This is a genomic window from Bacillus sp. 166amftsu, assembly GCF_900107445.1.
Classification (GTDB): domain Bacteria; phylum Bacillota; class Bacilli; order Bacillales; family Bacillaceae_G; genus Bacillus_A; species Bacillus_A arachidis.
Map to the genome: position 1 here is coordinate 14,844 of NZ_FNQA01000016.1, position 22,122 is coordinate 36,965.

Here is a 22,122-nt window from a genome sequence, read left to right on the forward strand (position 1 = left end):
TTTGTATTTTATTATTCAATGAAACTATGAAATCCATAAACTAGGACAAAAATGAGATAAGGAGTGTTAGTATGCTGAAGAAAGTAAGTGCCGTAACTCTTGTATCACTTTTAGCTTTTTCTCCTGTTGTGGCGTTGGCGGCACCTGAGGAAGTTGTAAAAGAAGCACAGATGCAAAATCAAGAAAAGGTAACTACAAAGCAAAATGACATCAAGAATCCGACAGTAAACGGTGAGCAAGTACAGCAGAAACAAGATAATACGGAAGTAAAGAAAGAAGAATCTAAAGATGTACAACAACAAGAGAAGACAGGCTCACAAAAACAACAGCCTGCTCCAGAGAAGAAAGTTGAACCAGTAAAAGAAGTTGAAAAAGAACAAAAGAACGAGTCGAATGTGAAGAGTGAACCAGAAAAAACACAAGCTGCAAATCAATCAAAACCAGCAAATACACCTCCAGCAGGAGAAGTAAAAAAGAATACTCAGATATCTACTGCTGAATTGAGTGGGAGTGTGGCAGGCAAAGCGAAATGGGATGCAGAAAAAAATCATTATGTATTAGATGTCACTGCAAATGTGACGAATAATTCAAAAGAAAAGGTAAGTGGTGTATATCTTGGTGTTGCTATCCCTAAGGGACTAGATGGAGAATTTAAAGATGTTCGTTTATTAGAACTTGAAGATGGTTCTGAAGCTATCGCACTGCCATTACCAGATATGGAACCGGGACAAACTGTTAAAAAAGATGTGAAAATACCTGTACTTGGAAATGTAGCTGGAAAAGAAGTAAATAAAGATCTCGAACTATATTTAATTGATAAAGATGGATATGAACCTCTTGGCAAAATTAAAGGAAGTGCGAATATTGATTTTTCCGAGATGAATAAAGATTTACGTTTTGAAGGTAAGGCAAAAGCTACAACTTGTGTGCCGAATTTAAAGGAAAACCAATTTACATTAGATTTCTTATTAACGACTCAAAATTTAACAATGGATGAGTTAAAGGGCTTTGATGTGCAAATTGATGTTCCGCAAGATATTAAATTAACAATTCCAGATCATTATACACAAGGAGAAATTCCGGATTATCTAAAAGATGGTTCTTTGCAAGGTGGAACTGGTAAAGGAACAATGAACTTAGATATTAAATGGAATGGAAATACAGCAACAGTTCCAGTTAAAGCAATGGAAGGTGGAGAAGGATCCGCATTATATTTCCAAGTTGTTGGAGAAACAACTAAAGATTTAAAGGATTTAAAAGTTACATTTACAGCAAAACGTGGAGATCAAACAATTACAAAACAAGTAGCAATTGAGAAAGTAGAACAAAAGGACTGTAAGAAACAAGATAATAAGAATACAGGTGGAAATAATAATGGTGATGGTAAAGGGAATAGTGGCAACAAGCCTGATACACAAGTACCAAATCCAAATCAGGTAAATAATCAACAAACAAAGGTTACACCAACACCGACACCAACACCAACAAATGTTATTACAACAACGAATGTAGATCATACAAAATCTCTTCCAAAAACAGGTGTTTCAAGTAGTGATAACTTATTGACATTACTTGGCGTTGTAATGCTTGCTGGTGGTGCTTTTGTATATAAACGCAGTCGTACAACTGTTAATAAATAATAAGCGGTAAAAATACATATCTGATTTTTCCGTTTAAGAGAGCCCGGTATATTACCGGGTTTTTTATTGTTTTTTGAATGCATGATTTAATAGCTCTATATCATATTATTCATTTCTTCCGCTATTTCTGGAGTAATTAAAGTCTCACTTTATGGAGATACTGGCTATATAAAGTGACGATACTGTGACAAAAATGGTGATGTGTGTATAAAAATGGGATCATAAGTGCAAAGTTTGAATGGTTCTCGTTATAATAGCAAGTGGAGATAAGTAGTAGATGTAGATAAAAGGAGAGTAAGAGATGAAGAAAGTGTGGAGTATTGCCTTGCTTGGAAGCATGCTTCTTTTAGCAGGGTGTAATGGAAACAAGGATACAAAAGAACCAAAAGAAAAAGTAGAACAATCGGCAGAGCAGCAAGAAGATATGAAAGTATATCGTGATGTTCATAAGAAGTACGATGAGAAAATGAACAAGGAATTAAATGAAGCGGTAAAACTATGGGAAGAAGCAAAGGAAAAAGGCGGGAAGGCATTAGGGCACGCGCAGTTTAAAGAAGATGTTCAAAGGGTAACGAAAAGTATGCTAGAGGATATTGATCATATGCGTAAAGAAATTCGCGTGCCTAAGTCAAAAGAGCAAGAACATGAGCTATATGTTGGTTTCTTAAATGAGACAGAACAAGCAATGAAAAAGTTAGATAAATTAGCGAAAGATGAGGAATCATCATTAATTCGTGATATAGAAGTTCACTTTTCAACAGCTTCAACGTACTATAAACGTTTTCAAAAAGAAGCACAAAAATAACCTTGCGATGCGCAAGGTTATTTTTTCTTCTTTCCATCCCCATCTTCATCCTCAGCTACTAGGAGTTTTTGTTCCTCGTGAAATTCTGAAATTGTTTGGCCGGTAATGTTATCAAACGGGGTATAAAAGGAAGTGATATTTTTCTTTTTTACAAATAGTTTATAGAAGCCGATTACAACTAATATTACGATTGTTAATGGTAATCCTATAACTGCCATAAGTAATGGATCCATGGTTAATCTCCTTTCTATTCATTTCAATTATATTCTTATTTGCAAAAATCATCTGTATTTGATCTAGAATATGTTAGTGATTCTAAACCTAATTTACGATATGTGGTGAAAAAATAAAGAAGTAGGCAAAATCGCCTACTTCTTTATTTTACTTCCTTCTTATACTCTTTCTTCGTTCCATCTGAGAAAACAACTTCTAAATCGAATTTTTGGTAATCTTTATCAAGTTGAAATACGTCTACAACTTGATCAATCACTTCTTGGTCAGGTGTATTTTTATCAAATGTTAACTTTTGTAGAAGTGGACTGAGTTTGGCAATAGCTTTGTCACTTGTTAGTTTTACATCAGTCTTGTGATCCTCAATCTTTCCTTCCATCTTTTTGTCGGCACCTTTATTTTTGTACTCCGCTTCATAATCTTTCTTCGTATCTTGGTAGTCAGCATTTAGGTGAAAGTCGTTAAAGTTAAGTTTTAAGTCTTGAGGTGCTTCATTTTTAGCTTCGTCTGTTGTTTTCTTATCAGAAGTTGGAGTTTCCTTTTTTGGTGTAGTACAACCTGTTAACGCAGGTACTAGCATAAGTGCTAATAAAGCTGAAAGTAGAATTCTCATTATATATTCCTCCTTAGTGTATCATTCCTTCTATATAAGTTTTTCCCATTTTTATGTAATTATGTATGTGTTTCGAATAAATTATTTCCCGTAATGTATGCAGCAAGTGGTTATTTCAAAATAGCATTTGGTGATGGGAATCTAAAAAAGAATATTATTTCTCTATTATTTATAATTGTCACCAAACAAATTGTAACTTTAATCGCCGTGGGGGGTATTCTTCTGATTAAAGAGACGCATAGTTAAAGAAGCATAAAGAAACAGGGTATCCTTCAAAAGGATACCCTGTTCTCTTATAATTGAAGCTTTACTAATGCGTCATTTTCTACACAGAAGTATGTTCCATAAGGGCTTTTTACAAATTTAGCAGGAACAAATTAGCGGCAAGAATAGCGTCACTATTCAAGATAGTATTTACATACGCTTTTTTGTTCATTGCTTGGTTAATAACATGTTGAGCATTTACGCTTCACTTTATTTTTCAATGTTAGCCCATTTGAAGTTAAGTGGTCCCGCAAAATCAACTTCAACCACTCCTTTTACATAGGAACGTTCTAAGTATGTTGTTCCATTTTGGTAAAGAGGAGAGACAACGGCATCTTTAAATAAGATTTTTTCTGCTTGTTTCAAGGCTTCCCAACGTGCCTTTTCATCACCAGCTAAGTCGGTTTTCACTTTTTGGATTAAGTCATCAAATTCTTTGTTGGAATAGTGATCAAAATTATATGGGTTATCAGTTGTAAATAACTCTAAGAATGTAATTGGATCAGCAAAATCAGGGCTCCAACCATCGATAGCAATATCATAATTTCCTTGTAATAATAATGTGACTTGTTGTTTGCGTGGCTGAGGCTTAATACTTACTGTTAATCCTTCTAAATTTTTCTCTAGCTGTTCTTTTAAATATTCACCAGTTTTTTTCGAAAGGTCATTATCGCTTGTTAATAATTCAATTGAAATTTTATCAGAACCTAATTCTTGTTTTGCTTGCTTCCAGGATTTTTGAGCATCTTTTGTATTTTCTTTCGTTAAATTGCCATTCTCCTCACGAAAATCTTTTCCATTTGGTCCCTTTGCAAAATTCTTTGGAACTAGAGAATAAGCAGGAAGAGAACCATCATTTAAGAGAATATTTACAAATGCCTTTTTATCTATCGATTTATCAATAGCTTGGCGGACATTTATATTTTGTAACGTTTTATTTTTCTGGTTCATACGTACAAATTGTACCCCAACATCAGGACGTTCTTTAAAGTTACTATCTTTACGATATTTATCAACAAGATCAGATGTTAAAGTAAGTCGATCAATTTGTTTTGATTCATATAAGTTAACGGCTGTTGAATGGTCTTTGACAATATTAAAGTTAATTTCTTCAAGTTTCACATTATTCTTATCCCAATAGTTGGTATTTTTCTTGAATTTATAGCTTTGTTCATGTTTCCAATCACTTAGTGTAAAGGCTCCATTATAGATAAGCTTATTATCTTCTAATGCATATTTATTACCTTGTGATTTAAAGAATTCTTCATTAATTGGTAAGAATGTTGGGAATGCAGTTAAGCTAATAAAGTATGGGACTGGACGCTCTAATTCAACTTCAAAAATATGATCATTAATTGCTTTTACACCCAGCTGATCAGCCGGAAGCTCTTTACTATTAATTTTTTTTGCATTTTTTATATCAAAGAATAAAAATGCATATTCAGAAGCTGTTGCCGGGTCAACTGCACGTTGCCAAGCAAAAACGAAATCATTCGCTGTGACAGGTGTGCCATTTGACCATTTTGAATTTCGTAAATGAAATGTATATTTTGTCTTATCAGGACTTACCTCATGAGACTTTGCAACGCCAGGAACAGGTTTATTTCCTTCACCGAGGTTATATAAACCTTCAAATACGTTTCTCATTGCTTGACCAGAGTCAGTATCTGTAGCGCGTGCAGTGTCCATTGTACGTATTTCTGTGCCAGTGGCTAAGTTCAATATTTGTTTATCAGGAGCTTTATCTTTTGCGTTTGCTCCGTTGGCCTCTTCTTTATAGCTACCACATCCTGTTAATAAAATACTTGCTCCTAAAACGGATGCAACAGCAGGTACAAAATTTTTTTTCATGTAAAATTCCTCCCTAAATTGTTTGGGTATTAAAAAATGGTTAATGAACAACTTTGAGGGAAAGAAAAATTCCCTCTTTTCTTATCGAGAAAGAGGGAATTTTGTTTACAAGGCACGTACCTGTATATAAACGAAGTCCCTCATTCTATCTTTCAAGCATAATGCTTGCAGGAAGTGGCACAGTATTCAAAGTGAACCTGTTGCCGAGGTTTCAAAGGGCCAGTCCCTCCACCTCTCTTGATACAATGAGTAAACATAATTGTTCGTATTAATTTTTTGTTTCTTTGATTATTCAAAATCTTACACCTTGATGAATTGACTGTCAACGAAATGGAATATAGTTTAAATTTTCAGTTTTTTAAATAAGGACATAAAAAGGAAGAGCACTGTGTCATTACACAGTGCTCACGTTTTTAAAGTCGAAATTATCAAGGCCTGGACTAATGCGGTGATTTTCATTTAATGAATTGCTTTCATATCTTCAGTGCTTAACAGCCTTTTCATGTCGTAATTATTTCCCACTAGCTTTTTTGTTTGTTGCTTCAATTGCTTGATGAAGCAATTTCGAAAAATTATATTCATATAAAACTTTTAAGCCTTCTGCAGTTGCACCACCTGGTGTTGTCACTTGTTCACGAAGCATAGCTGGGTCTTGATCCTGTTCTAGCATGGCAGCAGAGCCAGCAATCATTTGAATGACAAGATGTTTTGCTGTTGTTTCATCGATTCCATAGTTTTTTGTTGCTTCAATTAAGCTTTCAGCAAAGTGGTAGAGGAAGGCAGGTGCACTTCCAGTAACAGCGGTAAGCTGATGAATTTCTTCTTCTGTGCAAAGCTGGGATGTGCCAATTCCTTTTAAGAGTAGTTGCAGTGTTTCTTGATGCTCTCCATTTAGGAAGTGCCCCATTGTATAAAGGGAAATAGACTTTCCAATCGTTGCTGCTGTATTTGGCATAATCCAGGCAACGGGTGTACCTTGAGGAAGTTTTTCTTCTAAATAAGATGGACCAATTCCCGCGGCAATTGTTACGACGAACTGATGGGTCAGAAGAGGTGATAATTCCGCTAATAACTGCTCATGTGCAGCTGGTGGCATCGCTAAAACAATAGTATCTACTGTTTTAATGCACGGTTTCCAATCATGTATAATTGAGATTCCGTATTTTTGTTTTAATTGCTCAAGTTTCTCTATGTTACTTCGATTGGATACAATAATTTCTTCGATGTGTTCATTACTTGTTTTAAGCAGTCCTACGAAGATTGCTTCCGCCATACGACCGGCACCAATAAATAAAATTCTATTTTTCTTTGGCATATCCTTTATTCCTTCCTGCTTAGAATATGGTATAAAAAACGATAACATTTTGGAGAGAGTGTTGTAAAAAGAAAAGTCTTATAAAGAGAGTTTCATAATGAATAATAGGAAACCCCCGAAGCAGATATGCTTCGAGGGTTTGATTCATAGCTTGTGTAATTATGCTTTTGTCATACCAAGTAGAACGGCACCACCGATAATTAAAACACTACCTAGTGCAATAAATACCATTTGGCGTTTCGTTTTCTTTTCTCCTAAGAAGACAATTGCACCGAATGTAGAGATAACGATACCAGTTTGAGATAATGGGAAACTTGTTGCTACTCCAACTCGTGGTAATGAAAGAAGTAAGAATAAGTTCCCTGTTCCCCATAGTAAACCAGACAATGTGTTACGAACTGCGTATTTGTTAAACGGTTTATGTTTAGCTGTCAGTACCACTGCACCAACAAACATACCAACTGCTTGCGGTAAAATAGCAGACCAACCATCGATATTGTACCAACGAATGATAATTACATATACAAGGTAACCAAAAGTAGAAACAATTAAAGTTAAAAGTCCTTTTTTCAGTTGTCCCGGTGGCTGTGCATTTTCTTTATCATCTAATGAAGTAAAGACAACACCAATTACAATTAACAGAATTGCAATCGTTCCCATAATAATCGTAGTAGTAGTAGTCCACTCATGAAAAGCAATAACTCCAAAGATAGAAGTCGCAACAAGTTGCATACCAGTAGAAATCGTTACGGTTGTTGAAACACCTAGTTTTTCAACTGTTTTTAATTGATTTACTTGTCCTAAAGCCCAGAATAGACCTGAAATGAAGCCGACAATTAAGATTGTCATCGTTAAAGCTGGTTGAGTAAATACATACATGATTGTTGCGAAGAATAGAGCACCGATTGTCATACCCACCGTTTGGCTATATGCACCACCGCCCATTTTTACGCTTACTAATAAGATGTTTCCCCATGCAAGTGCAGGAAGAAGCGCTAATAAAATGTCCATTACAAGACTCCTTTCTTTTTGTTATACTGATATAATTAAGTTCGTTCTACCGATCGGTAATTTCCCACCTAGAAAGTAGAAGATTACCGATCGCTAAAACAGGATGAAGAATTTACGATATAAATGCGTTTTCATTTCTTCATCTTTTCAAACACCTTCATATGATAACAGGAAAGTGCCCTTTTTTGAAAGTAAATTCAAATAGAATGTATATTTCTATAAATATCAAGATTCTGTTATTTTTTAAATAAAAAAAGACCTCAAATTTGAGGTCTTCTTTATAAAGGGGATTGGGGAAATAAAGTTGCTTAATTTTTTACTAATGGGCAGGGGGGACAATCCAATTCCCATTCGCTTTACTTTATGACTTTATTATATAAAATACGGGTAATAGAAACTATCGAATTAGCTTACAGTAAGATTACAAATTTGTAAGGTGAGAACAAAGTATTTCATTCTACAAAATAGTTTATTCTTCGGGAAATAAAAAAGCAGCTTTTTGTCGAAAGCTACTTTAAAGAAGTGATTCTTTTATTAATGAATTGAATGCATAGTAAGAAAATGAGTGACATACCAACTGTTATGATAACTAGTGTCCAAGCTAACTGCATGTTACTTGCATCAATTGCCATATAAATGGCTGTAGGAATTGTTTGTGTTTTTCCTGGAATGTTACCAGCAAACATAAGTGTTGCTCCAAATTCCCCAAGTGCACGTACAAAGCTTAAGATCATTCCGCTAAGTAATGCGGGGAATGCCAGTGGCAATGTGACATGTACGAAGACTTGGTATTCACTAGCTCCAAGGTCACGGGCACCGTCCTCAATTTGCTCGTTTGCAATAGAAAACCCTGTCTTTGCCGATTGATACATAAGTGGGAATGAAACGATTGTTGAAGCGATGACAGCAGCCCACGATGTAAACATAATAGACTGTTGAAATAATGATTCAATCCACTTACCAACTGGGCTGTTATTCCCGAAAATAATAATGAGAAAAAACCCAATAACAGTTGGTGGAAGCACCATTGGTAATAGAAAAATAGTTTCTAACAACACTTTATAACGCCGCGAAGAGCGCGCTAACACTCGTCCAATAACTGTGCCGAAAATCATAACAATAATGGTAGCGAGTGCGGCCACTCGTAAAGAAAGAAAAACAGGCGACCAAAGTGTATCAAATGTCATAGTAGTTAAGGGAGGATTGTAAATCCATATTTTTTAAAGATAGATTGTGCATCTTTTGACTGTAAATATTCATAGAATGAAGTCGCCTCTTTCTTATGCTTGGATTCTTTTATAACTCCTGCAGGATAGTGGATAGGTTCATGAGAAATAGCGGGTGCTGCAGCAGCTATTTTTACTTTATTTGAAATAAGAGCATCAGTTTTGTATACAATACCAGCGTCTACATTACCTGTTTCTACATATGTTAACACTTGGCGGACGTCTTTTGTAAATACAATTTTGTTTTGTAGATCGTTCCATAGATTTTCATGTGTAAGAGAAGCCTTTGCGTATTTTCCAGCTGGTACGGATTCAGGTGTACCGATTGCTAATTTCTTTACTTTATCTTCTTTCAACTCTTGAAATGTTTTAATAGAGCTTTCTTTTGGAACGACTAAAACAAGTTCATTTCCAAGAAGATTTTTCCCCTCTTTTTCATTAATAATCCCTTTTTTTACAAGTGTTTGAAATTTATCTTCTGCTGCAGAGAAGAATAAATCAGCAGGGGCTCCTTGTTCAATCTGCTGCTGAAGTGCACCAGAACCGCCAAAGTTAAAGGAAAGCTTTATATTGGGTTCTTTTTGTTTATATTGTTTTTCGATTTCTTTGAAAGCATCTTGTAAACTTGCAGCTGCAGATATTGTAAGTTCAACTGTTTTGTTTTCTTTAGCATTTGTTTTTTCTTTCTTTTCTCCACTTGTACAAGCAGTGCTAAATATAAGAAGGAAAGAAAGCATGAATACCCCAATGTACCGTAATGTAAATTTGTTCATAAATAAAATCCCCTTTCTCTTTCTTCTGTTTAATTATAACTAATTATATTTAATTATAAATAGATATAATTAAATATAATGTGAAGTAAATCACTTTTTGAAAATATAGGAGAAATTTTCTTTCTTTGTTACAATGAAAAGAGAAAGTGAGGAATCGTCTATGGATCATCATTCCTACACAACGGAAGAAGTAGCAAACCGATTAAAAGTCTCAAAGTTAACAGTGTATGATTTAATTAAAAAAGGTAAACTCCCTTCTTACAGAGTTGGTAGACAAATGCGCATTGATGCAGCGGATTTAGAACAATATATTAAGCAAATGAAAACTGGGAAGATTCAAGATGTTTCTATAAAAATAGAGAAGAAGGATGGAAAAGCTTCCTGTGTCATTAGTGGGCAAGAGTTAACATTAGATATGCTAGCGAAGCATCTTGAAAGACTTTTACCAGGCTCTAGTATGCTCCGAGCTTATCAGGGGAGTTTAATGAGCTTAATTAAAATGTCTCAAGGAGAAGGAAGTATCGTTAGTTTACATTTGTTTGATGGTGATACAAGGGAATATAACATTCCGTATGTAAAACGAATTTTAGTTGGACAGCCTTGTATTGTCATAAACTTACTAGCAAGAAATGTAGGGTTTTATGTCCAAAAAGGAAATCCAAAAGGAATACAAACGTGGGTTGACTTGAATCATTCATCGATTCAATTTGTGAATCGTGAAAAAGGATCAGGAATTCGAGTGTTAGTAGATGAACAAGTGAGAATTCAAAATATAGCGAAAGCAAATATTCGAGGATATGATTGGGAAGAGTCAAATCACATTGGAATTGCCTCGCAAATTGCTAACGGAAAAGCTGATGTTGGTGTAGGTTCAGAAAAGGTAGCGCAAATTGTGAATGTAGATTTTATTCCGCTGATGAAGGAACAATATGACTTGGTAATCTTAAAAAATAAAGAAAATGAACAATTTATTGAAGCGGTGAAAGAAATATTACAATCTACAGAATTTCAAAATGAACTGCGAGCAATTGGCGGATATGATATAAGTAACACAGGTCAAATTATATATGAAACAAATTGAAAAAGCTGCTTGTCTATATAAGACGAGCAGCTTTTTCTATATAAAGGGGATAGGGGAAACAATTTTATAAGACAAGTCCTTGAGCAAGTGCATAAATAAAAGCTGTAAGAAGAGCTGCACCGCTTGCAAGTCCGATAAAGTCAAATTTGTTAAAAGTAATGTTGTTCATTGTAATCTCTCCTTATTTGTTTAATGTAGTCGCAACCGCTTTTGCATCAATCAGAGCGGATAGCACCATGCTCATTGTATTTAGAAATTTGTTTGTTTTCATTTTGTTCATCATGCGTATCCGCTCCTTTTCGAATGTTTGTTGTTGCCCTGTTTCTGTCTTAATTATATGAAATATAGGCAGGGGTAACTATCGAATTAGCTTACGTAAGAATTACAGTTTTGTAAGAAAAAAAGACATTCGTGTAAGAATGTCTCTTAAAGCATATTGATATGATGATGCTCTTCAATTGTTTTTAAAAAGCTACGCATCGAATTTGTCATATAGGCATCTTTCCGGCGTATAAAGACAGTTGAAATGCTCCCGTACTTTTCAGGGATCGGATGGCAGTGAACTTTGCCCATAGCAGAAAGATACCTAACAGCCGATTGTGGTACAAGTGTAATCCCAAGGCCGAGTGCAACGCTATTTAAAATGGTCTCTAGTATGTTAAATTCCATAATTCTTTTTGGAAGCAATCCTTCATCTTTGAGCCAGCGTTCTAGTTTGGAACGATATCCACATCCTTGATTAAAGACAAGAAGTGGCGTTGTAATAAATTCCTCTATATGAAAAGCTTTATTTTGTGTGACGAGGACAAGTTGCTCTGTACAAACATCGTATTGTTCTAATAATGGATGTTTAATAGGGCCTGATATAAAAGCGCCATCTAATTGATGATCGATTACTTCTTTAATAAGCGCCTCTGTTAAACCAGCTTGCAGTGATAAATCGACATTTGGGTATTTTTTGTAATAAGAAGATAGGATAGTAGGTAACGTACGTACTGTTTCGACTGTACCGATTTTTAAAATGCCGGATGGAGTCTCATTATCTAGAAATACTTGTTTTAATTCTTCAATATCTTGCAAAATTTTATGAACGTAAACATGCATTTTTCTGCCTTCTGCATTTAATGTCATCCCTTTTTTATGGCGATAAAAAAGGGGTGTTTTGAGCTCATTTTCTAATTGTTTAATGCGTGCTGTTACATTAGATTGTACATAATTCAGCTCTTTTGCTGCGTTGCTAACACTGCCGTGGTTTGCTACGCTTTGAAAGATTTGTAAGTCTCGTAATTCCACTACGTATTCCTCCTTGATGTTAACTATCATTATAAATGATAGTTAACATCATTTTGAATCATTTTACGTGATATATTTTTTCTTTTACAATTCTCATTGTGCAATGCATCAAGAGTTACATAGAAGCGGGGGATTACGGTGAGAAAAGGCCAAATGATGATAGGAGCGCTTGCATGTTTAATCGCAAGCATGTCATGGGGAGCAATGTTTCCAGTTGCAGATCATGCACTAGAGTATATAGATCCATTTTATTTTTCATTCATTCGTTACGGGGCAGTAACGATAGCGTTAGTTTTACTATTATTGATGAAAGAAGGCAAGGAGGCATTTCGTTTAGAAGGAAAAGGCAAGCTACTCGTCTTCTTCGGAACAATGGCATTTACTGTATATAATGTACTTGTTTTCTTAGGACAAATGTTAATGGGGAAACCTGGGGTTATGGTAGCATCTATTATGGAAGCACTTATGCCGATGATTTCAATTTGCATCTTATGGGGATATAAGCATATCAAACCGAAAAAATATATGATGACAGGTATGATCATAGCTTTTATTGGAGCTGTTTTTGTTATTACGAAAGGTGATATGAGTTTCTTTCTTACATTGAAAGATAATCTGTTTTCGTTAGCATTTATTTTTATCGGTGTTGTGGGATGGGTAGTTTATACGATGGGGGGTCAATCCTTTAGTGACTGGTCGACACTTCGCTATTCTACATTGACGTGTTTATTTGGGACTGCTGTAACAGGTGTCATAACGATGATAATTACAATGTTAGGATATGTGCTGGTACCGAGTATGGAAACGATTTCTATCGTCAAGTACGATTTATTGTTTATGATGACATTACCAGGTATTGTAGCACTGCTTACTTGGAACTACGGCGTAAAAATTTTATCATCTATAAACGGGATTCTATTTATTAACTTTGTGCCAATTACTACATTGGTCATTATGATGATACAAGGATATAAAATAACAATTTTTGATATAGTAGGAACACTGCTTGTTATTACAGCACTCATCCGAAATAATGTATGTCAGCGTAAAGAAGAAAATAAAAATAAGCATATTTTGCAAGAGGAGCAGTTACGCCAAGCTGTCTAATAGACAATGCATTTGGGGGATTTCTATATGTTAGAAAGTTTATTGTTTTTCTTTGCTGTTGGAATTGCCGGTGAGCTTGCAGCGATTAATCGAAATGGCCGTAAGAAGATAAAACAACAAGCAGAAATGATAAAATTGTTAAAAGAATTACATGAAAGAAAAGCATAATAAGAAAGACGACCGGGCATAGACGGTCCTCTTTTTATTACTATTTATATAAAGGGGAAAGGGGACACAAATTTATATGAGCGTAGCAGCATAAATGAAAGCTGTAAGAAGAGTCGCGCCGCTAGCTAATCCAATAAAATCTTGTTTGTTAAAAGTAATGTTATTCATAGATATTCTTTCCTTACTTGTTTAATGAATGAGTAACTGCTTTTGCATCGATCAGAGCGGAGAACATCATGCGTGCCTGCTCTTTTTCAAATGGTTGTTTGTTACTTTCTGACTTAATTGTATAAAATGTAGAGAGCAGTTACTATCGAATTAGCTTACAGAAAGATTACACTTTTGTAAGAATTAATTTTTATAAATTGTCACTTATTTTTAATACCAACTACTAAAACTTAGTGTTATAATTCTTGTAAGAGAATGATTAAACCTTTGATATGGAGAAAGGAACGAAACGAATGTATAAGCCAATTACATTTTCGTTGAAATATATATTTAAAACGGTTGGAAAAGTGGAGATTCAGGGGAAAGAAAAGTTACCTGAAGGAGGACCATATGTTGTTGCTTGTACACATACAAGCTTTATGGATGTTTTAATGTTAGCTGCAGGCATGTATCCGACAGAAATTCATTATATGGCGAAAAAAGAATTGTTTGAAAGCAAGTTTACAAATTGGTTTTTTAAGAATGTGAATGCTTTCCCAGTGGATCGTGCAAATCCAGGGCCAAGTACACTAAAAATTCCCTCCCGTTTATTAAAAGAAGGTAAAGTAGTAGGGATTTTTCCAAGTGGAACGAGATCAACAGAAGATGTTTCTTTGAAAGCGGGAGCTGTTACAATTGCAATGCGTTCTAATGTTCCGTTAGTGCCAGCTGCTTATGTTGGGCCCTCTAGTGTAAAAGAATTAATGAAAGGGAAAAGAGCACAATTGATTTTCGGTGATCCAATTCAAGCGGAAGTGGGAGAAACAGTGGATCGAAAAACAGCGATGAAAATGATGACGGATCAATTGAACGAAACATTTGAAAAATTAACAGAAACATTGAAAAAAAATAGCAAATAGGAAAAGACGACCGGGCATAGGCGGTCGTCTTTTCTATTACTATCTATATAAAGGAGAAGGGGACACAAAATTATATAAGCGTAGCAGCATAAATGAAAGCTGTAAGAAGAGCAGAGCCGCTAGCTAGTCCAATAAAGTCAAATTTGTTAAAAGTAATGTTGTTCATTATATTCTCTCCTTACTCGAATGTTTGTTGTTACTTTCTGACTTAATTGTATGGGATATAGAGAGTAGTCACTATCGAATTAGCTTACAGAAAGATTACATTTTTGTAAGAGATAATTCATTTTAGTAATCATTTTTATGATAAACTATATTGGTGGAATATTAAGGGAATTAAAAGGGGGAACATCATGGGAAAATTAAGTAAGAAAAAATACGGAGTATTAACTTGTATGGTTTTTGCATTAGGGATAAGTGGCTGTGGTGTAGAAAAAAAGAAAGAAGATGAAAATGCAAAAGCAAAAAAAGAGGTAGAAAAAGTAATTTCAGACCAAGTAAAAGCATTTAATCAGAAAGATACTGATGCTTATATGAAAACATATTCGAAAGATATATTTGTATATGATGCAATAAAAGAAGAGAATGAGAATTTATTAGATGAGTATGATGTCAAAATTACAATTGATCGGATGAAGGTTTTATCTATAAATGATAAATATGCAACAATAGAGGCAAAAACAACAGCTAAAAATAAGGATAAGAGTGTAGAGTATACAGATAATGTTGTAAAGACGCGCTTTGTATTAGAAAAGGAAAAGGATAAATGGGTCATTACAAGTCAAGGGATGTTAACTGCTGAGACATTGGATGGGGAGTCTTTATTAAAAGAGAGAACTAAAAAAGAATCTTAACATTAAAATGTGGAATAAAGAAAGAGGAAATCTAGTAATAGCGTGTATCTAAAAATAACAGAAAAATTCATATTGTTAATTAATTTTGAATTCTATAAAATAAAGGGGATTTAATATGAAAAAAGTAGTACATATAAAGTGGGGAATGTCGTTGTTAGCGGGTGTCTTATTACTTGGGACGATGGGATGTTCTACAAAAAGTAATGCGGAGCCTAAAGAGAGTAATGTAGAAAAAGAAGTGAAACAAGCATTAGAAGAGAATGTAGAAGCATTTAACAAAGAAGACTTGGACGGATATCTAGACACGCTTTCGAGTGAGGTTTATAGTTATGAAATTTCAAAAAAAACAACAAAACAGATGTTTGAAGCACTTGATTTAAAAGCCAGTTTAAAAAAGGTAAAAGTACTTTCTTATTCGGATGATTATGCAACTGTAGAAGTGAAACAAGAAACAAAGAGTAGAATGAAAAATGAGTATTATAAAGATAATGTAACTGAATCCGTGCATACACTTGATAAGGAGGGTAAAAAATGGAAAATAAAAAGTACGGCAATAAAATCGATAAAAACATTGGATGGAAAAGAAATTAAATCTCTAAATGAATTATTTTCAGCGAATGAAAATAAAGGTAGTACTAAAGGTAGTACAAGTTCTTCAAAATCTCCTGCTGCTCAAGATAAAGAAAAGGATAGTTTGAAGGAGAAAGGTAATCAAAATCAACCTCCTCAATCAATTGAAAGTATAAGAGCGAAATATGTCGAGAATGCCGACGTTATTAAAGGCGGAACAACTGTAAATGGAAATCGAATTGATTTTGAAGGGTATACTGTACAAATTTTAGAAGGCGAATTTGATTATAAAAAATTAACTGGGGATCGAATTACACTAAAAGTAAGGATTGAGAATCGAACTGGACGGAAGATGGATACGTATCCAAACAGTACAGTTATTATACAAGATGGTAAAAAAATTCCTCCGTTAGACCGCGATAAGTTACCGAGAGTAAATGATGTATATGTTCAAGATGGTGAAGCAAAAGAGTATGTAATCAGTTTTCCAATGATCGAGGCAAAAGAGTTTGCTATTAAATTTGTAGCCGGAGCAACTTTTGAAGGTGATAAAAAAAGCCGATTTGAGGAGCATGTATTTCTCTATCAGCCTGAAAAGAAAGAGCAAGATAGCAAAAAGGATGTAAATACGTTATAAAATAAAAAAGATGAACGAGAGGATTCGTTCATCTTTTTTATTTTATAATTTGAGGAAGGCTCTTTATTAGTTTTTGTTTGATTCGTTTTGCAAAGGAGGGGCTTTTCCCCGATGTGGATATGCTTATTACATATTCATCACTGCGAATAACTGCGGGGGTATGAAAGGATGATTCTTTACCATCACTTACGACATTAATCCATTGAAATTCGTGTGCGGCCTGTTTAACCATCATATTTATATCATGGTGATTTGTAGCAGCGTAGACGAGGTGCGCATCTTTAATATCTTCTTCTGCAAATGTTTTTTGTTTCCATTTAATATAGGGAAGGGTCTTCATTTCTTCACAAATATTTGGGCTCACCACAGTGACAAAAGCTCCTGTGTTTTTTAATCCAGCTGCCTTTCTATATGCAATTTTTCCACCACCGATAATCACAACCTTTTTGCCCTGTAGATTACACATAATAGGATACATGTTATGCATATACGTATCCCTCCATTCGTTCTAATAAAGCGGCCTTCATGTAGGAATCAAATTGAAGACAATTACAAGTTGTAACGTTAGGGTATTTGTTTGCATACCGATTTATTTTCTGAAGTAATAAGCCGGTGAAAAGAAGATATGGCATGACATATACATGCCTTGCAGATGCTGCCTTTTCCTTGAGTTCATCAGTAAAAGAAGGTGTTCCCTTTGTTAAAAAGGAACAGGAAACAGGCAAGCAGAGTTTTTGCTCGACTACTGATCCAATTTGCTTTAATTCATGTATAGGCTGAGGATCACTACTACCACGGCCGACAAGTAAGATTTCACTACTTTCTATGGGCATAGCTTCACGTATTCGTTTTATTACAAGTTCAATCATAAGCGGATGCGTACTGAAAGGTGGTACAACTGAAATTGTAATGTGTGGATAGTGCCTTTTTATTTTTTCAATTTCAAAAGGAACATCACGCTTATAATGGGCCGCCGCAAATAATAAAACAGGGACAATTAAAATCTCAGTTGCACCTTCAGTGATTGCTTCTACAATCGCATCTTGGGCGGTTGGGGTTGTTAGCTCAAGAAATCCAATTTTTTGGATGTTTTCACTTCGCTCGTTTATAACGGACTTAACAAAGTGAATAAATTGTTCATTGCCTTCTTGTAACCTGCTACCGTGTCCAATATAAACGATGCCTTTCATGGTGCCACCACTTCTTTCTCATCGATGATAGCTTGCAGCTGATGATCGATATGATGGAATCCGACTTTATTTGCATATTGTAAAGTAGGTGCATCGATATAGGAAAATGGTAAATTCAAAATATCTGTGAAGCCAAGGCGGTTTACTTCTGTTATAAACGTATCAATTGCGGCACGGCCTTCAAATATGATGCTATCCCATGAGAATTCAGTCAGTGTACGTGTATGAATCTCATCAAAACGATGATCAACTTTATATTCATGTGTCATGATATAAGAACCTGTACCAATTTTTTCTTGAATGATAGCAATTCGATTAATATTTCGCCCTAAATATACGGTTGTTTCGCTTTTAAGTGTTGCAGGTACACTTAAAAGCCCATACTGCATAAGTGCTTTCTGTGTAGCGACATTCATATACTGCAATGTTGCTTGTAAGGAACGAATATCTTTTTGATATTGTGCACATGATTGGAATAAGATTGCTACACTTTCAGCTGAGCAGAAAACAAGGCGCTCAGCATTAAAAATTTCACTAATCTGCGCAGGTGTTAATACATATTCTTGTTTTTTGAAGGTTGGTATTTGATGTATTTCTGCGCCCGCTGTTTGTAACTTTTGTGCTAGTATACTTGTTTTGTTTGTTGCAGAGGAAAGTAAAACTTTTTTTCCGTGTAGTGGCTTGTGTTCTTTCCAGGCAATTTGTTTTCGTAAGGACACCACTTCACCAACAATTGTCATCGATGGATTTGAAATTTGTTCTTTTTTTACATCATCCAAGATTGTGGAGAGTGTACCTGTAACAACTCGTTGTTTTCCAGTTGTACCCCATTCAATGACTGCTACTGGTGTATCTTTTTTTCTTCCTGTTTGTAATAAATTTTCACAAATTACGGGTAGATTTTTAACCCCCATGTAGAAGGCAATTGTATCGCTATTTAAAAGAGCACTGTAATTTACTTGGGCGCTAATCGCTCCTTTTGTATGACCGGTTAACAAAGTTACACTATTGCTGTAGTTTCGGTGGGTGAGAGGAATGCCGGCATACGCACTAGCGGCAATACTAGATGTAATACCTGGAACAATCTCGTATAGAATGTTTTCTGCTGCTAAAGTTACCGCTTCTTCGCCAACGCGGCCAAAAATCGATGGATCTCCGCCTTTTAAGCGGACGACTGTTTTACCTTCTTTTGCAAACTGAATTAAATGAGCGTTAATCATTTCTTGTCGCATAATATGATTCGTTGGCATTTTCCCGCAGTATACGAGTTCACATGTTGGCTTTGTATAGCGAAGTAAATTTTGATTCAATAAGCGATCATATAAAACAACATCAGCTTTCTTTAGGCAATCTATTGCTTTTTTTGTAATCAGTCCTTCATCACCAGGTCCCGCGCCAACTAAATATACGTATCCGTTCATCTCTACACCTCATCTGTTTTTACTTGAAAGGAAGCCTAAAAGGGGCTTCCTTGTACAAGCTACATGTATATATAAATATCACCATCAATAACTTCTACTTCATATGTTTGAATACAGCCATCATCAGGCTTTTGAACTTCACCTGTTAGTAATGAAATTTTCCAGTCATGCAATGGACAGAAGACGAATTCTCCAGAAACAATCCCTTCAGCTAAAGGTCCATTTTTATGAGGACACCGATTTTCTACAGCGTGAATATCACCATTTGAAAGACGAAATAAGGCGATGGATATATCTTTAATTCGCACTTCCTTACCGATTTGCACTGGAAGGTCTTCTGCATGCATTATTTTTATTTTTTCTTTTGTTTGCAACATGTAGATCGCTCCTTACTTTACAGTTTCTACTTCATACATGGCTTTTAATGATTTGGTTTCTAGCGCTTGTCCCCAAGCTTCTTCATATGTGTTGCGGGCCTGCTGGAAACGTTCATTTAGCGTAGTGACCATGTTTTCATCTTGCAGCATTTCTTTTATATGATCTAATCCCATTCGTTCTACCCAAGGGGCTGTTCGTTCACCGTAAATACCGGTTTCACGGTAATATTGTACATAAGCTGTAGCGATGCGAAGCACATCTTCTTCTGTAGGGACAATCATTACAAAATCAGCTTCGCGAACTTCTGTACCACCGTTACCACCAATATAAAGTTGGAATCCATTTTCAACACAAACGACACCGAAGTCTTTCGTTAATGCTTCTGCACAGTTACGTGGACAACCGGTTACACCCATTTTCATTTTGTGCGGTGTATCTACCATTTCTAACGATTGTTCAAGTAACATACCGAGGCCTAATGAATCTTTTGTACCGAAGCGGCAGAAACGAGAACCGACGCATGATTTTACATTGCGAAGGGATTTCGAATAGGCATAACCAGAAGTCATATCGAGGTCAGCCCAAACTTTTGGTAAATCCTCTTTCTTAACACCGTATAAGCCGATTCGACTTGCACCTGTTATTTTAACAAGCGGCACATCGTATTTTTTCGCAACTTCAGCAATTTTCATTAAATCATCTGCAGTAGTAACACCGCCGTACATACGAGGAATAACGGAAAATGTGCCATCATGCTGAATATTACCGTTCATTCTTTCATTAACGAAGCGGGATGATTTATCATCTGCATATTCTTCTGGACGTGCCATACGCAAATAGTAGTTTAATGCAGGACGGCATTTGGAACAGCCGTCTTCATGTGCGAAACCAAGGACGTTTCGTACTTCTTTTGGTGATTTTAATCCTTTCTCATGAATTGCTGCGACAACTTCGTCACGCGACAAAGTTGTACATCCGCACATACCTACATTTTGAGCAGATGCATCAAAGCTATCACCGAGTGTATGGGATAAAATTTGTTGGACAATAGGACGGCATTTTCCGCATGAACCAGCAGCTTTTGTACACCCTTTTACTTCTTCAAAGGTGTTTAAATCTTGTTCTAAAATGGCATGAACAATTGTTCCTTTTGTAACACCATTACATCCACAAACAGTGTCGTCAGCACTCATACTTGCAACGTCAAGGCCATTCTCTTCGCCAGCTCTATGAAGAAGAGAAGCTGGTGTGTATTCTTGTATATCTTCTTCCTTTTTTAACATACTAAAGAGGCGTGTACTGTCAGCAGTATCTCCATATAAAACAACGCCAACGACTTTATTGTCACGAATTAATACTTTTTTATAGGAACGAGTACATTCATTAAAGACGGAGATTGCTTTTGCCCTATCATCTTCATAAATTTGTCCAGCAGAAAATAAATCACATCCTGCAACTTTAAGTTGTGTACCCACAATACTTCCTGCATATCCATCTGTTTGTGAGTTCGTTATATGTTTTGCTAATACGGTTCCTTGTTCATATAGAGGAGCAACAAGACCATAAGCAATCCCATCATGCTCTGCGCATTCACCAACGGCATAGATGGATTCATCATCTGTTTGCATGTAATCATTTGTAACGATGCCGCGATTTACAATTAAACCGGCATCTTTTGCTAACTGTGTATTAGGTCGTATTCCAACAGCCATTACCACTAAATCGCATGCTACAATACTATTGTCTTCAAATTGAATTCCTTCAACATGGTCAGTACCAAGAATTTTCACCGTTTTCTTTTCCATAAGAAATTTCATGCCTTGTGCTTCTAAGTCTTCACGTAGTAATGAAGCAGCTTTAGCATCAAGTTGTTGCTCCATTAAGTAAGGCATTAAATGAACAACGTGTACATCCATTCCTAAGTCAATAAGCCCGCGTGCTGCTTCTAAACCGAGCAATCCTCCGCCAATGACAACGGCTTTTTTATATTGCTTAGCAGCATCTATCATAAATTGGGTATCTTCTATTGTCCGAAAACCTGTTACACCTGGAAGTTCTGAACCTTCAATAGGTAAAATAAAAGCGCTAGAGCCCGTTGCAATAATGAGTTTGTCGTACATAACAATTCGATTCTTTTCTGTAACAATAACTTGTTCTTCACGATCAATATTTTTTACCTTTTCATTTGTATACAGTGTAATATCATTTTCTTCGTACCAACTGTATTCGTTCATAATGATATCTTGGATATTTGTTTTTCCTTGTAAGACGTGAGATAGCATAATACGATTGTAGTTTGGATGAGGTTCATCACCAAAAATAGTAATGTCATAAAGCTTCGTATCTTGTTTTAAAATTTCTTCAATGCAGCGAATGCCGGCCATGCCATTCCCGATCATGACTAAACGTTTTTTCATATTCATTTCCCCTCTTAAATGTGAAATGTTTAACAATCTTTTATACTCGTATTATAAAATCTTTGGAAAATGGAGGGTGTGATGTTTATCACAGTTTTGGAGGATTCACAAATTGTTAAAAATAATATAAAACCTCACTTGAATTCTTACAAAAATGTAAGGGAAATGTAAGAGGATTGAATGGCATAATTGAGCGCTTCTCTTTAAAAT

General features: G+C 35.4%; 24 protein-coding genes and 1 riboswitch. Of the genes, 8 read left to right on the plus strand and 16 right to left on the minus strand.

The annotated features are described in order from the left end of the window. Nucleotides 1–71 precede the first annotated feature (71 nt). Both BLV40_RS22405 and BLV40_RS22410 read left to right on the plus strand, forming a co-directional pair. Nucleotides 72–1,640: an LPXTG cell wall anchor domain-containing protein gene (locus BLV40_RS22405; RefSeq protein ID WP_170833693.1), complete on the plus strand. Its 1,569-nt coding sequence runs from the start codon at nt 72–74 to the stop codon at nt 1,638–1,640. A gap of 301 nt (nt 1,641–1,941) precedes the next feature. After that, nucleotides 1,942–2,445: a hypothetical protein gene (locus tag BLV40_RS22410; RefSeq protein WP_026592717.1), complete on the plus strand. Its 504-nt coding sequence runs from the start codon at nt 1,942–1,944 to the stop codon at nt 2,443–2,445. Between the two features lie 17 nt (nt 2,446–2,462). Here the strand turns inward: BLV40_RS22410 and BLV40_RS22415 are convergent, their stop codons facing one another. From BLV40_RS22415 to modA, 7 genes are all read right to left on the minus strand, one after another. Beyond that, nucleotides 2,463–2,678: a DUF3951 domain-containing protein gene (locus tag BLV40_RS22415; protein ID WP_090694025.1), complete on the minus strand. Its 216-nt coding sequence runs from the start codon at nt 2,676–2,678 to the stop codon at nt 2,463–2,465. Between the two features lie 143 nt (nt 2,679–2,821). After that, a complete protein-coding gene (locus tag BLV40_RS22420) occupies nt 2,822–3,289 on the minus strand; it encodes a YusW family protein (protein ID WP_026592719.1) in 468 nt (155 codons plus the stop codon). A 474-nt stretch (nt 3,290–3,763) separates the two neighbouring features. Then, the gene (locus BLV40_RS22425) at nt 3,764–5,404 is read right to left on the minus strand and encodes a peptide ABC transporter substrate-binding protein (RefSeq protein WP_090694028.1); all 1,641 of its coding nucleotides are present in this window, start codon (nt 5,402–5,404) and stop codon (nt 3,764–3,766) included. A 142-nt stretch (nt 5,405–5,546) separates the two neighbouring features. Beyond that, nucleotides 5,547–5,651: riboswitch (SAM riboswitch) on the minus strand. A 264-nt stretch (nt 5,652–5,915) separates the two neighbouring features. After that, entirely contained in the window at nt 5,916–6,719 is an 804-nt protein-coding gene (gene proC / locus BLV40_RS22430; RefSeq protein WP_026592721.1) for a pyrroline-5-carboxylate reductase, read from the minus strand. Nucleotides 6,720–6,878: 159 nt separating this feature from the next. Beyond that, the gene (locus BLV40_RS22435) at nt 6,879–7,730 is read right to left on the minus strand and encodes a GRP family sugar transporter (RefSeq protein WP_026592722.1); all 852 of its coding nucleotides are present in this window, start codon (nt 7,728–7,730) and stop codon (nt 6,879–6,881) included. Between the two features lie 509 nt (nt 7,731–8,239). Further along, nucleotides 8,240–8,917: a molybdate ABC transporter permease subunit gene (modB, locus tag BLV40_RS22440; protein WP_090694031.1), complete on the minus strand. Its 678-nt coding sequence runs from the start codon at nt 8,915–8,917 to the stop codon at nt 8,240–8,242. A gap of 5 nt (nt 8,918–8,922) precedes the next feature. Further along, on the minus strand, nt 8,923–9,729 hold the full coding sequence (gene modA / locus BLV40_RS22445; RefSeq protein WP_026592724.1) for a molybdate ABC transporter substrate-binding protein: 807 nt from the start codon (nt 9,727–9,729) through the stop codon (nt 8,923–8,925). Nucleotides 9,730–9,862: 133 nt separating this feature from the next. Between modA and BLV40_RS22450 the strand changes: the two genes are divergently transcribed. Continuing rightward, complete coding sequence (locus tag BLV40_RS22450; protein WP_090694034.1) at nt 9,863–10,810, plus strand: substrate-binding domain-containing protein; 948 nt, start codon at nt 9,863–9,865, stop codon at nt 10,808–10,810. 64 nt (nt 10,811–10,874) lie between these two features. Here the strand turns inward: BLV40_RS22450 and BLV40_RS22455 are convergent, their stop codons facing one another. Further along, a complete protein-coding gene (locus BLV40_RS22455; RefSeq protein WP_081811066.1) occupies nt 10,875–10,979 on the minus strand; it encodes a DUF3948 family protein in 105 nt (34 codons plus the stop codon). A 257-nt stretch (nt 10,980–11,236) separates the two neighbouring features. After that, nucleotides 11,237–12,103: a LysR family transcriptional regulator gene (locus tag BLV40_RS22465; protein WP_090694040.1), complete on the minus strand. Its 867-nt coding sequence runs from the start codon at nt 12,101–12,103 to the stop codon at nt 11,237–11,239. A gap of 138 nt (nt 12,104–12,241) precedes the next feature. On the opposite strand from BLV40_RS22465, the gene BLV40_RS22470 reads away from it, so the two are divergent. Both BLV40_RS22470 and BLV40_RS22475 read left to right on the plus strand, forming a co-directional pair. Next, on the plus strand, nt 12,242–13,210 hold the full coding sequence (locus BLV40_RS22470) for a DMT family transporter (protein ID WP_139265598.1): 969 nt from the start codon (nt 12,242–12,244) through the stop codon (nt 13,208–13,210). A 27-nt stretch (nt 13,211–13,237) separates the two neighbouring features. Continuing rightward, on the plus strand, nt 13,238–13,378 hold the full coding sequence (locus BLV40_RS22475; protein WP_081811067.1) for a YrzO family protein: 141 nt from the start codon (nt 13,238–13,240) through the stop codon (nt 13,376–13,378). Between the two features lie 72 nt (nt 13,379–13,450). On the opposite strand, the gene BLV40_RS22480 is transcribed toward BLV40_RS22475, so the two are convergent. Continuing rightward, nucleotides 13,451–13,546 carry a DUF3948 family protein gene (locus BLV40_RS22480; protein WP_081811068.1) on the minus strand — a complete coding sequence of 32 codons (96 nt, stop codon included), beginning with the start codon at nt 13,544–13,546 and terminating at the stop codon, nt 13,451–13,453. Nucleotides 13,547–13,839: 293 nt separating this feature from the next. Between BLV40_RS22480 and BLV40_RS22485 the strand changes: the two genes are divergently transcribed. Beyond that, nucleotides 13,840–14,445, plus strand: a complete 606-nt coding sequence (locus BLV40_RS22485) for a lysophospholipid acyltransferase family protein (protein WP_026592728.1) — start codon at nt 13,840–13,842, stop codon at nt 14,443–14,445. 70 nt (nt 14,446–14,515) lie between these two features. Here BLV40_RS22485 and BLV40_RS22490 read toward each other — a convergent pair whose 3' ends face one another. Then, nucleotides 14,516–14,611 carry a DUF3948 family protein gene (locus BLV40_RS22490; protein ID WP_090694043.1) on the minus strand — a complete coding sequence of 32 codons (96 nt, stop codon included), beginning with the start codon at nt 14,609–14,611 and terminating at the stop codon, nt 14,516–14,518. A 187-nt stretch (nt 14,612–14,798) separates the two neighbouring features. Here BLV40_RS22490 and BLV40_RS22495 point away from each other — a divergent pair, with 187 nt between their 5' ends. Together BLV40_RS22495 and BLV40_RS22500 are read left to right on the plus strand one after the other, a co-directional pair. After that, on the plus strand, nt 14,799–15,299 hold the full coding sequence (locus tag BLV40_RS22495; protein ID WP_090694046.1) for a YybH family protein: 501 nt from the start codon (nt 14,799–14,801) through the stop codon (nt 15,297–15,299). Between the two features lie 115 nt (nt 15,300–15,414). Beyond that, a complete protein-coding gene (locus tag BLV40_RS22500) occupies nt 15,415–16,506 on the plus strand; it encodes a hypothetical protein (RefSeq protein ID WP_026592730.1) in 1,092 nt (363 codons plus the stop codon). 37 nt (nt 16,507–16,543) lie between these two features. On the opposite strand, the gene BLV40_RS22505 is transcribed toward BLV40_RS22500, so the two are convergent. From BLV40_RS22505 to nirB, 5 genes are read right to left on the minus strand one after another with little or no spacing between them, the layout of a single operon-like run. Then, nucleotides 16,544–16,993, minus strand: coding sequence for a precorrin-2 dehydrogenase (locus tag BLV40_RS22505; protein ID WP_090694050.1), 450 nt, complete (start codon nt 16,991–16,993; stop codon nt 16,544–16,546). Beyond that, entirely contained in the window at nt 16,986–17,696 is a 711-nt protein-coding gene (locus BLV40_RS22510; protein WP_090694054.1) for a sirohydrochlorin chelatase, read from the minus strand. The genes BLV40_RS22505 and BLV40_RS22510 overlap by 8 nt, the downstream gene beginning before the upstream one ends. Further along, complete coding sequence (locus BLV40_RS22515; RefSeq protein ID WP_090694057.1) at nt 17,693–19,117, minus strand: uroporphyrin-III C-methyltransferase; 1,425 nt, start codon at nt 19,115–19,117, stop codon at nt 17,693–17,695. Before BLV40_RS22515 ends, BLV40_RS22510 begins: the two co-directional genes overlap by 4 nt. Before the next feature lie 59 nt (nt 19,118–19,176). Then, nucleotides 19,177–19,494: a nitrite reductase small subunit NirD gene (gene nirD, locus BLV40_RS22520; protein WP_026592734.1), complete on the minus strand. Its 318-nt coding sequence runs from the start codon at nt 19,492–19,494 to the stop codon at nt 19,177–19,179. Nucleotides 19,495–19,506: 12 nt separating this feature from the next. Continuing rightward, the gene (gene nirB / locus BLV40_RS22525; RefSeq protein WP_090694063.1) at nt 19,507–21,912 is read right to left on the minus strand and encodes a nitrite reductase large subunit NirB; all 2,406 of its coding nucleotides are present in this window, start codon (nt 21,910–21,912) and stop codon (nt 19,507–19,509) included. Nucleotides 21,913–22,122 lie beyond the last annotated feature (210 nt).

Coding starts and splice junctions, on each gene's coding strand:
- BLV40_RS22405 (WP_170833693.1), top strand. CDS start 72: ATGCTGAAGAAAGTAAGTGCCGTAACTCTTGTATCACTTTTAGCTTTT.
- BLV40_RS22410 (WP_026592717.1), top strand. CDS start 1,942: ATGAAGAAAGTGTGGAGTATTGCCTTGCTTGGAAGCATGCTTCTTTTA.
- BLV40_RS22415 (WP_090694025.1), bottom strand. CDS start 2,678: ATGGATCCATTACTTATGGCAGTTATAGGATTACCATTAACAATCGTA.
- BLV40_RS22420 (WP_026592719.1), bottom strand. CDS start 3,289: ATGAGAATTCTACTTTCAGCTTTATTAGCACTTATGCTAGTACCTGCG.
- BLV40_RS22425 (WP_090694028.1), bottom strand. CDS start 5,404: ATGAAAAAAAATTTTGTACCTGCTGTTGCATCCGTTTTAGGAGCAAGT.
- proC (WP_026592721.1), bottom strand. CDS start 6,719: ATGCCAAAGAAAAATAGAATTTTATTTATTGGTGCCGGTCGTATGGCG.
- BLV40_RS22435 (WP_026592722.1), bottom strand. CDS start 7,730: ATGGACATTTTATTAGCGCTTCTTCCTGCACTTGCATGGGGAAACATC.
- modB (WP_090694031.1), bottom strand. CDS start 8,917: ATGACATTTGATACACTTTGGTCGCCTGTTTTTCTTTCTTTACGAGTG.
- modA (WP_026592724.1), bottom strand. CDS start 9,729: ATGAACAAATTTACATTACGGTACATTGGGGTATTCATGCTTTCTTTC.
- BLV40_RS22450 (WP_090694034.1), top strand. CDS start 9,863: ATGAAAAGAGAAAGTGAGGAATCGTCTATGGATCATCATTCCTACACA.
- BLV40_RS22455 (WP_081811066.1), bottom strand. CDS start 10,979: ATGAACAACATTACTTTTAACAAATTTGACTTTATCGGACTTGCAAGC.
- BLV40_RS22475 (WP_081811067.1), top strand. CDS start 13,238: ATGTTAGAAAGTTTATTGTTTTTCTTTGCTGTTGGAATTGCCGGTGAG.
- BLV40_RS22480 (WP_081811068.1), bottom strand. CDS start 13,546: ATGAATAACATTACTTTTAACAAACAAGATTTTATTGGATTAGCTAGC.
- BLV40_RS22485 (WP_026592728.1), top strand. CDS start 13,840: ATGTATAAGCCAATTACATTTTCGTTGAAATATATATTTAAAACGGTT.
- BLV40_RS22490 (WP_090694043.1), bottom strand. CDS start 14,611: ATGAACAACATTACTTTTAACAAATTTGACTTTATTGGACTAGCTAGC.
- BLV40_RS22495 (WP_090694046.1), top strand. CDS start 14,799: ATGGGAAAATTAAGTAAGAAAAAATACGGAGTATTAACTTGTATGGTT.
- BLV40_RS22500 (WP_026592730.1), top strand. CDS start 15,415: ATGAAAAAAGTAGTACATATAAAGTGGGGAATGTCGTTGTTAGCGGGT.
- BLV40_RS22505 (WP_090694050.1), bottom strand. CDS start 16,993: ATGCATAACATGTATCCTATTATGTGTAATCTACAGGGCAAAAAGGTT.
- BLV40_RS22510 (WP_090694054.1), bottom strand. CDS start 17,696: ATGAAAGGCATCGTTTATATTGGACACGGTAGCAGGTTACAAGAAGGC.
- BLV40_RS22515 (WP_090694057.1), bottom strand. CDS start 19,117: ATGAACGGATACGTATATTTAGTTGGCGCGGGACCTGGTGATGAAGGA.
- nirD (WP_026592734.1), bottom strand. CDS start 19,494: ATGTTGCAAACAAAAGAAAAAATAAAAATAATGCATGCAGAAGACCTT.
- nirB (WP_090694063.1), bottom strand. CDS start 21,912: ATGAAAAAACGTTTAGTCATGATCGGGAATGGCATGGCCGGCATTCGC.